Below are 15,432 nucleotides of genomic sequence, written 5' to 3' on the forward strand. Positions count from 1 at the left end.
TAAAAGGTTGACGTACAAGGTTCTTTTTTAAGGGCGGATGACGGGAATCGAACCCGCGAATGGTGGAATCACAATCCACTGCCTTAACCACTTGGCTACACCCGCCATTTCGATTAACCAGTATAGCATTATTTTTTTAAGAAGGCAATGTGGACAGTCACCAGTCACCAGTCACCAGTCACCAGTGGAAACATTCGTTTTTTAGTCTTGCCAGAGAACTTGATAAATTTTCATGGGCTGCGATCGCCCTTTGAGTTGCGATTCCCCCAAATATTTGACCGGGAAATCTTCCCCGATGTAGCGATAGGTTTCTTCATTGATGAGAATGCGAAAAATCCCCTCATCTAGAGACTTTTGATAACTCTCCAAACGTGCTGCCACATTGACGCTATCACCAATAATGGTATAGTTCAAGCGCTGCCGACTGCCCAGACTTCCGGCTACCACTTCTCCCGTGGCAATGCCGACCCTGACCGAGACTTCCGGCAAATTGCGATCGCGCCAGTGGCGATTGAGTTCCTCAACTTTTGCCGCCATTTCCACCGCACAACGGACGGCAGCCCTTGCATCTTTGGCAATTTCCTCTTCATTAATTTTGGGTAAGGGAACTCCAAATACCGCCATCACTGCATCGCCGATAAATTTGTCCAAGACACCATCATGAGCCAAAACGACCTCCGACATGGCTTTCATATATTCATTGAGCCACTGTAGTAAAATTTTGGGTTTGACGCTTTCGGTAATGCCCGTAAACCCCTTAATATCGGAAAATAACACCGTTGCCGTCATCTGCTGTCCCACCAATTGCCCTTCTTCAAGGAGTTGATAGCGATCGTTCCAAACCGCTTGGGCAATTTTGGGACTGACGTGCTGGCCGAGTAAATTCATCACGGCTTCTCGATCTTCCCGAGCCACATAGGTTAAATAAGCGCCGATCGCGATCGCTGCTCCCCCTAATGCCAGTAACGGTGTAATCGCAGGCAACCACCATCCCACGAGAAAAACACAATAGGATGTAGCGATCGCTCCCATTCCCCCCAAGATAATTCCCAGCACTTTCCATTCCCAGCGCCAAACTTGCCAACTTAACCCTGCTCCAATTCCCGACAAACACAGCACCCACAACCATTCCACCCCATCGGGCAAGCCGTGCAGGAGTTGGCGGTCATCCAAAGCCGCACTGACGAGCAAACTGGTCGCATGAGCGTGAATTTCCACCCCTGTTGGTGCCGTGGGAAAATTACGACCGTAGGGGGTAAAAAAACGGTCTTGGACGCTGGCGGCCGAGACTCCAATTAAAACAATGCGATCGCGAAACAGATCGGCCTCGATCTCCTCGTTGACAACATCCCGCAAGGAAACGAGGGGAAATGACGAGCAATCTTTGCAAGGGGGAGACCGAAAAGCAAAGAGAATCTGATAGCCGCGATCGTCCGCATCGACATAAGCGCCAGTATTATTCTCTAAGGGAACAAAAATACTCTTTCCCAAGCGCACGCGCCCGGTTTCGTCGAGGGGTTCGAGTTGAATGTTTTCCGCTTGTAAATACAATAACGCCAACTTCACCGGAAAGCTCAAAATCGTCCGCCCGTCTTTATAACGCAAAGAGAGTAAAAGGCGGCGGATCGTACCATCTTCGTCAAATAAAAAATCGGCAGCCCCGACGCGATCGCTTTTTTTGAGCAAGGCTGGAGGTGCCACGGATTTACCAAACTCATCTCCCGTGGTTTTCTCGATACCGATGAGATTGGGCGTTGAGGTAAAAACTTCGGCGAGGGTATCGGTACCGGGAGGAATAGAGAGATCGCGATATAAATCCAACCCGATCGCGCGGGGCTGTTGATCCTTAATTTTCGTCAGCAGTTTGGCTAAAATGGCATCGGAGATCGGCCATTCCCCAATTTCTTGTAAATCATCTTCATCGATGGCAACGATCGCGATGCGATCGTCTGGGGGTTCTGGCGGTTTCCACAAGAAAAAGCGATCGAGCATCGCCCATTCCAGAAGCTGCACGAATCCCAACCCGCGCAAGAGAATTGCCAAGAGTGCAATACTCGGCACTGTCACCAAAAATCCCCGCCATTGTTGGAGAAATTGCCAAAATTTTTTGTGTCGCGACAACACAGAAAAGCTGGAGAAATAAGGAGAATTGGGCATGGCATTGGCAAGCAGTTATTTGCTTTGTTCTCCCTCAGACATTGGCTCGGCAGTTAGGGAACAACAGTTCAGAAAAGGGGCTTGATAAATCGAGTAATCGAGGTTTATATTTTGCCTGACCACAGTTTGCCATGTACTTTGTAATTGAGGTGACTGCGCGATCGCCACCGTCAAAAGTGCCAAAAAATCATACCAGAATCCGGCTTGACCGTGGAGTTGAATTTGAGTTGCCAAAGAAGCGTTTTCTCTCTGTATCGCCAAATCTGTTGCAGGGAAAACTCGTTCGATCGTGCTGTTAACCACGGCATTGCTCGTACTCTCAGTTGCATCGCAGATCAGCGTAAAAGACCATTCATAAGTTGTGCCGACTTCTAAAGCGATCGGCATAAGAAGGTGAATAATCCCAGATTCATCAGGTAAAGAAAAAGTGTCATAATAAATCTCTTTGTTCCTACCATCTTCGAGATGTTTGAATAGGAGAAACTCTCCAGTTTTAGCATGGGTTGTCGGTAGATAAACAAAAAGCGAAGGAAAAGAACGGGTTGTCAGTCCGCCTCGTAAAACCCTTTTTGTTTTTGTTTCTCGATTCCGATTTTGAGAGGATTCTGGTAGCTGAGGAACGAGAACGAGCAAGGGCTGTTGATTTTGAGGATCGCTCTCGCACAGTCCCCCGCGACTCCCGCCCCCACCAACATTGCGAGGTTCGCCAATATGGTCGTCGGGGGGAATAAAACCGATCGAGTCAATTTGAGCCAGAAGGGGTAAGGCACTACCCGATAGGCTGCTCACAACGAGCCACAAAGCGATGAAACTGCGAGAAAATTGACGCATGGTTCGGAGGGGGTACTCTGGAAGACGTTGATTCTATTTAGGAGTGCGATCGCATGGTAAAAATTATCGATTTCTTTTTCCTATCTTAAACGTCGGTTCGCAGTCTCGCTTGCGGATAATCTGATTTGATAAATAAATTTTGCGATCGCGTTGGCGCAGCCTTCGCTTTGCGAATAGCATAGCTCTAACCGTATCGCCGTATATCGAGACGATCGCGGTCAACTCCACGCTTCCAAGCCCATTTCTCCATCTGCAATGAAAATACGATAGATGTATTTCACGGTTTTCTGCATCGGGGTTTGCAAGGCTGGTTCGATCCGGTTCTTCTTCATTTAAGTATGGGGAATTCCGATCTGCGAGCAGATTATCGGGTATCGTATCAAGGTTTGGCAACTCGATGGTTGGGTCTTAGCGATCGCGGCGATCGGGTCACCACGACAACGATTTCGATTCAATATCATTACCCGCATTATCACAGTTCTCTAGAGGGTTTGTCTTCGATTTATTTGTTACGTTTGCCCGTAGGAAAAGCAGAAACTCGCTCCTTTTCCTATTTATTTCTCAAGCTCCCTTTCCCCAATTGGTTGTTACAAGCCATCAAACCTCAGATATCATCACTGATTTGGCGATTTCTGTTTAAAAGATTCCTCGATCAAGATGTCGAAATGGTTGAAAACGAACAGCGAAATTATACAGCTAATCCCCAGAGAAAATATATCGAGGTGAATCCGGCGATTATTGCTCTCCAACGCACGATTATTAAACAATACGATCTATACCGAGAATCTTGCTAATTAAGAGCGCGATCGCGGCGATCGAGTAGCAATCAAAAGAGAAGTCATGACAGAGCGATCGGAAAAATAAGATCGCTCGCTGGCATTCGTGAATTTATTTAAAGATTTCGTAAAGTTCCCTATTAACTCTAGGCATTTCCCCAAAAACCCGCTTAGGATTGAAGTAGAAGATATCTAAGTTTAACTCAATCCTTGTATCTACTGCCATGATTACTTCTCCCAATTTTCCCCCACCCCTGCATTCAGCTAGAATTTATGTGCCGAAGTCGCCCAACTCTTCTTTAAGTAGATCGAAAAAACCAGTCAAAATTCATGCTTCTATTCACAATCCCATCAAACGAGCGATCGATATTATCGGCGCGTTGGTGGGATTGGTTTTGACTGCCGCGATCGCTATTCCACTCGCGATCGCCTTCCACTTTATCAGTCCGGGACCTTTGCTTTACAGCCAGATCCGTTGTGGTTTAAACGGAAAAATCTTTCGTTTGTGGAAGTTTCGTTCCATGATAACCGATGCCGATCGCCTTAAATACTTAGTTAAAAATCAAGCTGACGGTTTTATTTTTAAAAATAAAAATGACCCTCGCATTACGCCCATCGGTAAATTTTTGCGCCGTACCAGTTTAGATGAATTCCCGCAATTTTGGAACGTGCTAAAAGGGGAGATGAGTTTAGTCGGAACTCGTCCACCAACTCCAGATGAAGTAGAAAAATATAATAACTATCATTGGCAGCGTTTGCGAGTTAAACCCGGTTTGACAGGAGAATGGCAGGTTAACGGTCGCTCTTGCGTCAAGAAGTTTGCTGATATTGTTAAGATGGATTTAGACTATCAAAAAAAATGGTCGATTGGCTACGATCTACAATTGATTTTTCAAACTTTTGGTGCGATCTTTAGTAAAAAAGGCGCGTACTAGGGATTCGGTCATTTCAATGAACAATTATCAGTTCCAGCCGCTAAAGTGGGAGATTTGAAAGCTTACTTTTTTGGTCAATGAGGAAAAATGACAGAAAAGGATATTTATTTTGCAGGAGTGGGGGACGTACATGGGGAGATGTACGAGATGTTGGGATTGTTGAAGAAATGGGAGTCTCAACTATCTTTTGTTCTACAGGTTGGCGATTTTGAACCTCATCGCCACGAAGCCGATTTACAAACGATGGATGCACCTGCAAAGTATCGTAAATTAGGCAAGTTTCCTCATTTTTATGAAGGTCGAGTTGCTTTTCCTTATCCAGTTTGGTTTATTGGTGGAAATCACGAGCCTTATGGTTTCCTCGATCGCATTACTAACGGAACAGAAATTGTTCCTAATTGTTATTATTTAGGACGGGTAGGGACGAGCGAATTAGCAGGATTAAAAATTGTTGGATTATCAGGGATTTATCAAGAACATTTGTTTGCAGAGCGCCCGCAAATTGAAGAAATTGACAAGTATTCTAATGCAGATTATATCGGATTTACAGAAAGTGAAGTGTAGTTAGCGATCGCATTACAGTGTCTGCGGGAATACAGGTGGTTTGATTTTGCTTTCCTCAGCAGATTATTTGCGAGCAGTTCGAGGAAGTTTGGGGAAAATTGCGGGTTTTAGCTAAAATAAAGGTAGATACCTCTCACGTGAGGTCAAGATCGTGCCAATTCCTCTCCCTACCCTAGATACAGCTAGTCCATTTTTAAAATGGCAAGAGATTATTGACTGGGCAAAAACTCATTATCGCGATCGATCTTTTAATAAAGACGAATCTATTCCCGTCCGTCCGGGATTATTATATTTGGTACAATGCGGTGCTGTTTCTTTAACCGGAAGTGCAAAGGCGATCGCCTATTCACAAACAGCCGCGACGGAAGACCAAGAAGAAACATTTTTGGGGTTAATTGGTGCGGGACATCCTTTTGAAATTCCCGATCGCCCTCACTTTACTTTCAAAGCTGACCCTCGGGTCGATGCAACTATTGTGATTTGGCTGTATTGGCACGATCTGGATAACTGGCCGCACTTTCGTTTGGATATCTTGGACTATTTTCGCGATCGCCACCAACGTAAATTATTATTACTCACCACTCTCGGTCATCGACGTACTATCGATCGCCTCTGGGGGTTTCTCCTGCTATTGGTTGAAGAATACGGTCAACGGACAGAAAAAGGTGTTTGTTTTCCCTATCCTTTAACTCACGCGCAAATTGGTAGTGCGATCGGTTCTACGCGCGTGACGGTCACGCGTCTGATGGGAAAATTGCGCCAACAAGGTTTAATTTCTATCGGAGAAGATAGTACGATCTGCTTGCTCGATCGCCCTGATTAATTGATAATGAATCATTAATTATTGACTAATTGTTATGCAATATATTGACAGTCCTAAAGCCTTTCGCGGGGCGATCGAGGAATTGCTCGAAGCTAAAGTGCTTTGGATGGATACAGAAGTTGCTGATTATCGAAGTAAGAAACCCAAACTTTCTCTCATTCAAGTTTTAGCCGATCCCCAAGATTTAGCAGGCGATCGCGTTGCGATTTTTGATGTTCTCGATCGCGCGGAATGGGTACAAGATTTTATCGATCTAATTATGCTCGATACGAGAATTGAAAAAGTATTTCATAATGCCAGTTACGATCGCAAGTTTCTCGGCAAGCGCAAGGCTGAAAATATTACTTGTACGTTAGAAATGGCAAAAAAAATACCTTATTATCTCGTTCCTATTCCTAAATATAGTTTACAAGCACTGGCAGAACAATTATGCGATCGCGCTCATATTGATAAAAGCCATCAATGCAGCAATTGGGGGGAACGTCCTCTCTCATCGGAACAACTTCATTATGCCACAATGGATCCGGTTTATGTCGCACAAATTCATCAAAAATTATTAGAATTAGTCAATATCGCTTGTCCCAATCCCGAACAAGAAGATCTGCAAGCCTTGACTTTGCGCTACTGTCAATTAGAGCATCAATGGAAGAAGTTAGACACGGAGGTTGGTCATATTAAAGAACGCCTTAAAGTGGCGATGAAGGCGCAAAATGTGCCGGAAATGGTAGGATTTAAAGTATCTTATTCTCACCGTACCAGTAAAAAAATTGCTTTTTCTCATTTAGCGAAAGCAATGGAAGAGATAAACTTAGAACTAGATTTTTCCGTGACCTTAACCAAACCCATACAAAAACAATTGGGAGATGCGATCGCAGATTTACCTATCCAAGAAGAAACTACGATTGTAACTCAATTAAAAATTGAAGAACAAGACGAAGAAGATATTCCCTTTTGACAATGAGTAATCAACAATGAACAATGAACAATTAAATCAATTATTTAACTGGTAGTTCAATCGTAAATTCTGTTCCTTCGCCAAGAATAGAGGTGCATTGTAGCGTTCCTTTGTGTTTTTCTGTAATAATTTGATGGCTAACTGATAATCCCATTCCTGTTCCCTGTCCGACAGGTTTAGTCGTGAAAAATGGATCGAGTATTTTGCGCCGAATCGCCTCGCTCATGCCGATGCCATTATCGCGAATACGTATAAAAATCAACCCTTTTTCTTGATATTCTGTTATAATAGTAATCCTACTAATATTTTTGCTAGTTTCCTCTTCTCTTATTTCGAGAGATATTCTTTTATTTTTCTCTTCGATAGCATCGATCGCATTCACAATTAAGTTCATAAAAACTTGATTGAGTTGTCCGGCATAACATTCTAATTTCGGGAGATTTCCGTAAATTTTTATCGTTTCAATTTTATGCAAGCGATGATTGAGAATTTTTAACGTGCTATCCAAACCATCATGGATATCGACGATTTTAAATTCGGCTTCGTCAAAACGAGAGAAGAGTTTTAAACTATTGACAATTTCGTGAATTCGTTCCGATCCATACTGCATAGAATTGAGGATTTTGGGAATATCTTCAACAACAAAATCTATATCTTTCTCTTGAATAATTTCTGCAAAGTTAGGTGCAATTGGAGAACAATTCTCCTGATAAATTTTGATGGTTTCTAATAAATCCCCTATATATTCTCTCAGATGAGAAATATTGCCATAAATAAAATTGACGGGATTATTGATTTCGTGAGCAATTCCGGCAACTAAATGCCCTAAACCAGACATTTTTTCGTTTTGGATGAGTTGTGCTTGAGTGCTTTTGAGTTGCTTTAAAGTTTGACGCAATTCTCGGGCGCGATCGCTTGCATCTTTCGCCGATCGTCGACTTTGTTCGTAAAGTTCAATTTGTTGGAAAGCAATAGTAATTTGATTGCTCAACATTTCAAGAACTTCGAGATCTTTTTTGGTCAAACGAGGACGCGCTAAGGTATTTTCTTTTTGATTGCCAACAAATAAAATGCGATCGAATTGATCGAATACCGCAAAAGGTAAAGCGATAAAATATTCGACTTGAAAATCTTCTTTGCAAACTGCGAGGGGATTATTTTTGGTTTTTCCACTGACCAATATTCCTTTTTTCTGGCGAGCTAATTCTCGGAAAAAAGGATGAATTAAGCGGTTTAAATTCCAATTTTCTTCATAACCGTAATCCGCAATCGGTACAAAACGGCTCATTTGGCTTTGATAAATAATTACGCGATCGAAGCCGATATCTTCGGCAAGCGATCGCACAACAATTTGATAAATTTTATCAATATCATTCGCGGCAGAAATCTCTTGATTCAATTTTTGAAAAAGTTTTAAGGTTTCTTCTCGCTTCTTTTGCTTTTTCTTCTCCTCCATCGCTTCCGATTCTAATTGGATGATGGTTTGAGTTAATGAATCAACTTCTTCTTGTAGGGATTGAATTTGTGTTGGCAAAGATTCTTTCTCATATTCTAACATTTATTGTACCTCAATCCCGACAAAAACTCCCGTGTAATTGTGAAACTGTTGCTCTTTTGCAACTGGGGCAATTTCTCCAAAGGTGAAAAATCCAATTGTATCGCGATCGATATCTAATGTTTCTAAAGCAGCATTGACATCGGGTTCGGGGTCTCCAAAAAGATGTTCGCCTCGACCCACACAATTAAAATAAAAATAAGCGGCATTATCTGGTGATTTTAAGCGATCGATGACTGCTTCTACCATATGACAAGTTTCACGAAGAACTTGTCTTTTATCGCGACGAGTCATGCGGAAAACAGTGCCTCTGGGCATTTCTGTCCCCACAATTAAACTCTGTGCTTCTCGATCGATTTTTAAAATTGCTCGCACGAGAATATCTCCCGAGTAATTTTTGCCTGAAAAAGGAACTCCCAAACCAATTAAGTTTAAACCAATCGCGCTCATATCGTTGTTAAAGCGAGCGAATTGTTCTTCCCCAAAGATATCTCGCAGGTGTTCGAGAGCAGGTTTTTTATCAATCTCATCAATAATATTTCCTTGCGATCGCGTCACAGTTTTGAGATTTCCCAACGCTTTAGACCCATGACTGACGCGAATTTCATAATTAAATTTTCCGGTTAAAAGCACTCCAGAAACAGCATCATTCATTACAGAATCATTACAAAACTGATAAGTTATTTCGCTACTATAATCATTACCTGCCGTTCCTCCTACAAAATCAAGAGAATCATTTAATTGTGCTTGAATTCCCTTGTACAACGCATCTGCATACATGGTAAACCCATCAGGAAATAAAAACAAGAGTTTATTGTCTGTTGCAGCAATTTCGCATTCGCGCACGAATTGACCAATTTTTTCTCCAGCTTTTTGAGGATCGTCCCCTAAATGTGGAATCATAAACGGATGAAAGCCGAGGCGATCGCATCCCAAACCCATTACGGCAACTGAGTGTAAAGATTCGTCACAGCCTAAATTGGTAATACTTCCTGCACCGGAACAACCGCAGAGAGAAATATTGGGCAAAATCTCGCGAATTCCTGCCAATAATTGCTTAAAATCATGACCGATGGTTGCAAATAGAAATAAGAAATCAAGGGAGCGATCGCCGAATTTCTCTTGTATAGAAAGGGCGCAATTTTTGCCTGCGTCCAAGGAATTTTCTATTTGAGAATAAGCAACAGCTTTAGTGAGCATGAGCAAGTTTCCTCAAAACATTAGTAGTTACAGATAAAAAGACTCTTTGAATCAATTGTCTCTCAAATAATATTTGATTTTGATTTTACCAGCATTATCCCTTCTTTAACATAAATTTTCTTATTTGTCAATAGTGAGGTGTTGATATTATTGCGAATTGAGAGAATGACGATAATCCTTGGATATTTCTCAGCGAATTATGATTTTTGAGATTTCATGCGATCGTTAATTCTTGAATAATATCAATCCGAAAATCGTGTACTAAATCTTTAAGTGTATGAATGAGATCGGGTTCACTTTTAGGGATTTCTTCAACGAGTTGAAGCATTTCTTTTGTATTTAATTTAAGGGATGCTTGATACAATTTTTCGATCCATTCAGATGACATGATCTGTAAATCTTGTTTCTCAATCTTAGATAAAATTGATTTGGATGGGTATTCGTCTTGATACAGGTATTTTAAATGTAGATGTTCTGCTAATTTGGAGAATAATAAAAGTTCTTGAAAGGGTTTTTCTAAATAATCATTACAACCCACAGCTAAACTAGCTTGCTTATCTTCTGTAAACGCTTTAGCTGTCAGCGCAATGATAATAACGAGAGGCTGCTGACGAGAGAGGAGAGATTGTTCTTTTTTGCGAATGCGTCGCGTGACTTCACAACCATCAATAACGGGCATTCGGAGATCCATTAAAATAACATGAGGCTGCCATTCTTGCCACATTTTCCAAGCCTCTGCACCATTTTCAACTTCTTTGATAGTACATCCTAAAGGTTGAAGATATTGCCGGAGTAATTGACGATTCTTGCGATCGTCTTCGGCGATTAAAATGCGATATTGAGGCTGACCTGATACTAAACCAATAATCTTTCTAGAGAAAAGAGAATTGTCAGACTTATTGTTGTTTTCTCGATGAGAAGGTTGAGAAATTTCAGGAATTGTGAAAGAGAATAGAGAACCTTTTTCTTGGGTACTTTGAACTTTAATTTCGCCACCTAACAATCGCACGAACTGTTGACTAATTGCTAAGCCTAAACCCGTCCCTTGATGAGATTCAGTATTTCTGGTAGTTCGAATAAAAGGATCGAATATTGTTTTAATGTCTGTTTCTGCAATTCCTATTCCCGTATCTTCAATTTCAAAGGAAATATTATGAGTTGTTGTTTGGTGATTGTTGGCCGTTGGATTGATAATGGATAACTGGTGACTGGTGACTGATAACTGGTGACTGATTTTAACTCGTAGCGTGACACGACCTTTTTCAGTAAATGCGATCGCATTGCCTACAAGATTGAGTAAAACTTGTCGGAGTTTACTGCGATCGCTAGTAATATATTCGGGCAGATTCGGATCGCATTCCCAGATTAATTGTAAGCCTTTTTCTTTTGCTTGCTGTTGAAATAAATCGCGAATAAAATTGAGAAGTTGTGATAAATTAAAAGAAGTTGGGTGTATCCTGACCAACCCAGCTTCAATTTTAGAAATAAATAAAATATCGTCAATAAGCTCTTGTAAATGTTCGCCACTTTTTCTAATAATTGTTAAATTCTCCTGTTGGCGATCGCTTAGGTTTTCCTCTGCTAAAATACTCGAAAAACCGAGAATTGCATGGAGTGGGGTGCGGAGTTCGTGACTGACGGAAGACAGAAAAGTACTTTTAGTCTGGCTGGCTGCTTCTGCGGCTTCTTTGGCCTGTTTGAGGGCGATCTCTGCTTGTTTGCGCTGAGTAATATCTTTGAGGGAAAGAAGAATTCCGGGTTCTTTTTTCCAAGTCGTTGTTTCTGACTCGATCGCTAAAATTCTCATAGCTTCCGAAGGGAGACAAATTTCAATTTCTCGGGTTTCCCCGATCGCCGTCTCCCAGTCCAAATAACGATCTAATAATTCCGCTTCGGTTTTATCTAAAAGAAGAGGAGCGGCAGGATTGCAAAAACGAACTTTTCCTTCGCGATCGAGAACGAGCAAACCATCGGTCATGGTACTCAAGACTGTATTTAATTGTGTTTCTCGTTCTTTTAATTGTAAGTTTTGCTGGTAGAGTTGTTTTTGTAAGTGTTGAATTTGGATTTGATGTTCGACGCGAGCTAAAACTTCTTCTGCTTGAAAAGGTTTAGCGATATAATCTGCGCCTCCTACTTGAAATCCTTTAACTTTATCGATCGCTTCGTCTAAAGCGCTGAGAAAAATAACAGGAATCGAAGCAGTATCGTCATTGCTTTTTAACTGTCGGCAGACTTCATACCCATCAATATCGGGCATTAAAATATCTAATAAGATTAGATCTGGTGCTTCTGCACAAACCCCCATTAAGGCAATTTTACCATTAATTGCCTTACGAACTTTATAGCCGCGATCGCTGAGGAGAGAGGCTAATACTCCGAGGTTATTCAGATTATCATCAACAATTAAAATACTGCCTTTGCAGCAATGAGTATTCATGGTACTTTTCAGGAGCTTGGTATTAAATTAAAAATTGCATCAAAGCGCAGTTTTTGAGTTAAATCAGTTAACGTTTGTGCTAATTTTGGGTGTTGAGAGGCAATCTCTGCAATTAATTGTAGGAGCCCCTCATCATCCAATCGATTAGCAGCTTCTTGAAGTTGGCTCGTCCATGTTGCGGGTAATTTTCCGAGAGCAATTCGCGCTTCTTCTTCTGAAAGGGTGGCGACAGTCGGTTTTGTGATTTTGGCTTGTCTTTCCTCGTAGAGATAACGCATTCCTAAGTGTTTGGCCAGTTTATCAAAAATCGTTGTAGCTCGGAAAGGCTTGCGCGTGAAATCATCAAAGGTCGAACCCGCGATCGCAGCGCGTTCTTCTTCTAAAATACTAGCAGTAATGGCAATAATTTTAGGCGATTGCTCTCTCAAGGTGGCTTTAATTTGTCGATTGGCTTCATAGCCGTCCATAACGGGCATTCGCAGATCCATAAAGATAAGATGAGGTTGCCAAGTTTCGCAGATTTCTACCGCTTCTGCACCGTTACGCGCTTCTTTCAGTTCAAACCCTAAAGGTGCGAGGAGTTTGATCAATAACTTGCGATTGGTTTCGCGATCGTCAGTAATAAGAATACGATAGTGAGGTTGGTCGGGTGCGAGGGCAATGACAAAGCGATCGCGATCTCGGGTGTCGATCGCGTTTGCGGCAACCGGCGTGGCACAAATGCTAAATTTAAAGAGCGTTCCTTGAGTAGATAAAGCTGCCACAATGCGATCGCTTCTCTGAGTCGCACCCGGGTTAAAGGCTTTTCCGCCACTGATGACGGTGATTTCTCCCCCCATCATCTCAATAAATTTACGCGCGAGGGGCAGCCCCAACCCCGTCCCTTCTCGAGCGTCTAAACCCGCTTGCGTTTGCACGAAAGCTTCAAACAGTTGGGGAAACTCTTCCGGATCGACTCCAGCCCCTGTATCCTCAATTTCAAATTGAATGGTTATGGATTGTTGGTAATTCGTGATTGGCTGTTCTCTCACTGATGGCTGAACTCTCAGTGCAACTCCTCCTTCGGAAGTGAATTTAATGGCATTACTGAGGAGATTGACGAGAACTTGACGCAGTTTGAGGAGATCGCAACGTAAGTACTGAGGAACATTATCTTCGCGTTCAAATAGTAGTTGCAAGCCTTTTGATTCGGCTCGCATTTGGAACATATCTTCTAATTCATCTAGGAGTAAATAGAAATCAAAATTACTCTTATGCAAGGAAGTACGTCCGGCTTCAATTTTCGATAAATCTAAAACTTGGTTCACCAGTTCTAGTAAATATTCTCCACTGCGATTAATGGTCGTGACATTCTCTTGCAGATCCGGGGCGAGGCGCTGCGATCGCGTCAGAATTTGGGAAAAGCCAAGAATGGCATTCAGTGGCGTTCTCAGTTCGTGATTCATGTTGGCGAGAAAAGCGCTTTTGGCTTCGTTGGCGACTTCGGCGGCTTTTTTCGCCTCGACCAGTTCTGCGGTTCTCTCTTCGACACGCTGTTCTAAGGTTTCAAAGGACTCTCGCAACTGTCCGGCCATAGCATTAAAAGATTTGGCCAATTCTCCCACTTCATCGGCGCGATCGAGCTTGACTGTCTTATCCCATTTGCCTTTCGCGATTTCTTTAGCTGAAGCGTTTAAAGATTGGATCGGCATGACGATCCATCGCGATGTCAGCAGACCCAACCCGATCGCAAGGATAAAAGCCCCACTGCACAATAAAATTGTATTGCGTGTATTGGCTTCGATCTGCTCCATAAAGTCCGATTCCGCCACCACGAGAACCACTAACCAATCTAAACCGATTTCGTCTCGCCACGGCGTAACCCTGACGAAACGGCGATCGCCTTGCCAGTTGAATTCCAGTTTTTGCAGGCTGGCGATCGGGTTTCTCTCGGGAAACTGTTTTTGCAGAAATTGTGCTGTGGCTTGAATGAGAGGATCGGTGCTTTCTGTGGCTTTGAGGCGTTGCGCTTCTTCCTCGACGAGAATATAAGGTGCTTCCGGACTTGAACTCCCGATAATTGCACCATCCTGCTCGATAATAAAAATTTTAGCCGAAGGACTTACCTCTAAATCCTGTAGGAAATCGCTGATCCCATCTAATAAAAGATCGACCCCAATAATAGTGATGAGATTGTTGTCTCGATCGTAGATAGGATAACTGTAGCCGGCTGATAAAAACTCGGGATATTCGTCCCAAGAGTAGACAGGATTCCACATGGGTTTACCTGCTGTCAGAACTTCGCCATACCAATCTTCGCTTTGCGGATCGTATTCACTCACTTCGATTAACTCGCGGCGATATCCTCGTTCATCGGTATTATAGGTATAGTCCTGTCCTTGGGTTTTTGCTGAAATTTCATCAATTGTTACGCCCTGTCCTTCCAGCCATCGTCCTGCTCCGATGAATTCTCCTGTCGGTAGCGTGGCGGAAAAATAAGCCACATCTTCAAAAAATTGTAATTGCTGCCAAAAAAAGTGTCCGGCTGCTTCCAAATCCTGTAAATCTAACAAACCTAATTTAATCGCATCGACATTGAATTGGGTAAGTTCGACTGAGGTTGCGAGGTAGTCGTTGAGTTGTTGTTCGATAATGCGATCGGTTTTACTCATTAACTGTTCGACTAAATCGTTAACGGCTTGCCGACCCGATCGATAGGAAAGATAGCCGACGACTCCCACCGCCGCCGTAATTTGTACGACAAAGGGAACGATTAAGACCCATCGCAGGGGCGATCGCCGAGCGAGTTGAGTTGCAATTGAGTTCAACAAGCGCATCGAGAGAAAATACGAGCAGCATTCTTAAACTAAGTTAACGTATTTTTTCCCCCTGTTGGTCAAAAATCTTTAAGTCTTTTTGCGTTTATGTAAAAGTTAGATAAAGAGAAAGAAAGAAATAATAAGATTGTGTAAAGTCACAGCTTGTCCAGAGAAAATACAGAATTTTCTAGATTCAATGCTGTATTGTTAAACCGATAAGAATTTACGAGATTAGAGCAACATCCTGCTCGATTTGGCTGAAAAGATAGCGATCGCTTCCTGATTTACGCAGTCTTAAAATTCTCTTCATATCATAAAATATTTATTTTGTCAAGAAAAATAGGGCGGGAGAAAAATCAAAAAAATCCGTAAACCCCGATCTTGTCAACTCTAGGGGG

The 15,432-nt window shown here is 42.3% G+C and carries 11 protein-coding genes and 1 tRNA gene; 5 read left to right on the forward strand and 7 right to left on the reverse strand.

Going from position 1 to position 15,432, the window contains the following annotated elements; genetic code table 11:
- Positions 1-32: 32 nt before the first annotated feature.
- From AC6RV6_RS19285 to AC6RV6_RS19295, 3 genes are all read right to left on the reverse strand, one after another.
- Positions 33-105 (reverse strand) — tRNA-His (locus tag AC6RV6_RS19285).
- Positions 106-201: 96 nt separating this feature from the next.
- On the reverse strand, positions 202-2,157 hold the full coding sequence (locus AC6RV6_RS19290; protein ID WP_500242506.1) for a CHASE2 domain-containing protein: 1,956 nt from the start codon (positions 2,155-2,157) through the stop codon (positions 202-204).
- A gap of 15 nt (positions 2,158-2,172) precedes the next feature.
- Positions 2,173-2,988, reverse strand: coding sequence for a DUF928 domain-containing protein (locus AC6RV6_RS19295; RefSeq protein WP_500242507.1), 816 nt, complete (start codon positions 2,986-2,988; stop codon positions 2,173-2,175).
- A 338-nt stretch (positions 2,989-3,326) separates the two neighbouring features.
- Between AC6RV6_RS19295 and AC6RV6_RS19300 the strand changes: the two genes are divergently transcribed.
- The 5 genes from AC6RV6_RS19300 (at position 3,327) to AC6RV6_RS19320 (ending at position 7,041) form a co-directional block, all read left to right on the forward strand.
- Positions 3,327-3,782, forward strand: coding sequence for a hypothetical protein (locus AC6RV6_RS19300; protein ID WP_500242508.1), 456 nt, complete (start codon positions 3,327-3,329; stop codon positions 3,780-3,782).
- A gap of 206 nt (positions 3,783-3,988) precedes the next feature.
- Complete coding sequence (locus AC6RV6_RS19305; protein WP_500242509.1) at positions 3,989-4,699, forward strand: sugar transferase; 711 nt, start codon at positions 3,989-3,991, stop codon at positions 4,697-4,699.
- 87 nt (positions 4,700-4,786) lie between these two features.
- Positions 4,787-5,263, forward strand: a complete 477-nt coding sequence (locus AC6RV6_RS19310) for a metallophosphoesterase (protein ID WP_500242510.1) — start codon at positions 4,787-4,789, stop codon at positions 5,261-5,263.
- A gap of 148 nt (positions 5,264-5,411) precedes the next feature.
- Positions 5,412-6,086, forward strand: a complete 675-nt coding sequence (locus tag AC6RV6_RS19315) for a Crp/Fnr family transcriptional regulator (protein WP_500242568.1) — start codon at positions 5,412-5,414, stop codon at positions 6,084-6,086.
- Between the two features lie 34 nt (positions 6,087-6,120).
- Positions 6,121-7,041, forward strand: a complete 921-nt coding sequence (locus tag AC6RV6_RS19320) for a ribonuclease D (RefSeq protein WP_500242511.1) — start codon at positions 6,121-6,123, stop codon at positions 7,039-7,041.
- A 40-nt stretch (positions 7,042-7,081) separates the two neighbouring features.
- Here the strand turns inward: AC6RV6_RS19320 and AC6RV6_RS19325 are convergent, their stop codons facing one another.
- From AC6RV6_RS19325 to AC6RV6_RS19340, 4 genes are all read right to left on the reverse strand, one after another.
- Positions 7,082-8,599, reverse strand: a complete 1,518-nt coding sequence (locus AC6RV6_RS19325) for a GAF domain-containing sensor histidine kinase (protein ID WP_500242512.1) — start codon at positions 8,597-8,599, stop codon at positions 7,082-7,084.
- Positions 8,600-9,796 carry an FIST signal transduction protein gene (locus AC6RV6_RS19330; RefSeq protein WP_500242513.1) on the reverse strand — a complete coding sequence of 399 codons (1,197 nt, stop codon included), beginning with the start codon at positions 9,794-9,796 and terminating at the stop codon, positions 8,600-8,602.
- A gap of 214 nt (positions 9,797-10,010) precedes the next feature.
- Positions 10,011-12,236 carry a response regulator gene (locus AC6RV6_RS19335; protein ID WP_500242514.1) on the reverse strand — a complete coding sequence of 742 codons (2,226 nt, stop codon included), beginning with the start codon at positions 12,234-12,236 and terminating at the stop codon, positions 10,011-10,013.
- 8 nt (positions 12,237-12,244) lie between these two features.
- On the reverse strand, positions 12,245-15,046 hold the full coding sequence (locus tag AC6RV6_RS19340; RefSeq protein ID WP_500242515.1) for a histidine kinase dimerization/phospho-acceptor domain-containing protein: 2,802 nt from the start codon (positions 15,044-15,046) through the stop codon (positions 12,245-12,247).
- Positions 15,047-15,432 lie beyond the last annotated feature (386 nt).

Source organism: Spirulina sp. LEGE 11439 (assembly GCF_059821285.1).

Excerpts from the sequence above, each read along its gene's own strand:
- AC6RV6_RS19320 (WP_500242511.1), top strand. The coding sequence starts at position 6,121 with ATGCAATATATTGACAGTCCTAAAGCCTTTCGCGGGGCGATCGAGGAA.
- AC6RV6_RS19295 (WP_500242507.1), bottom strand. The coding sequence starts at position 2,988 with ATGCGTCAATTTTCTCGCAGTTTCATCGCTTTGTGGCTCGTTGTGAGC.
- AC6RV6_RS19305 (WP_500242509.1), top strand. The coding sequence starts at position 3,989 with ATGATTACTTCTCCCAATTTTCCCCCACCCCTGCATTCAGCTAGAATT.
- AC6RV6_RS19300 (WP_500242508.1), top strand. The coding sequence starts at position 3,327 with ATGGGGAATTCCGATCTGCGAGCAGATTATCGGGTATCGTATCAAGGT.
- AC6RV6_RS19310 (WP_500242510.1), top strand. The coding sequence starts at position 4,787 with ATGACAGAAAAGGATATTTATTTTGCAGGAGTGGGGGACGTACATGGG.
- AC6RV6_RS19325 (WP_500242512.1), bottom strand. The coding sequence starts at position 8,599 with ATGTTAGAATATGAGAAAGAATCTTTGCCAACACAAATTCAATCCCTA.
- AC6RV6_RS19330 (WP_500242513.1), bottom strand. The coding sequence starts at position 9,796 with ATGCTCACTAAAGCTGTTGCTTATTCTCAAATAGAAAATTCCTTGGAC.
- AC6RV6_RS19335 (WP_500242514.1), bottom strand. The coding sequence starts at position 12,236 with ATGAATACTCATTGCTGCAAAGGCAGTATTTTAATTGTTGATGATAAT.
- AC6RV6_RS19290 (WP_500242506.1), bottom strand. The coding sequence starts at position 2,157 with ATGCCCAATTCTCCTTATTTCTCCAGCTTTTCTGTGTTGTCGCGACAC.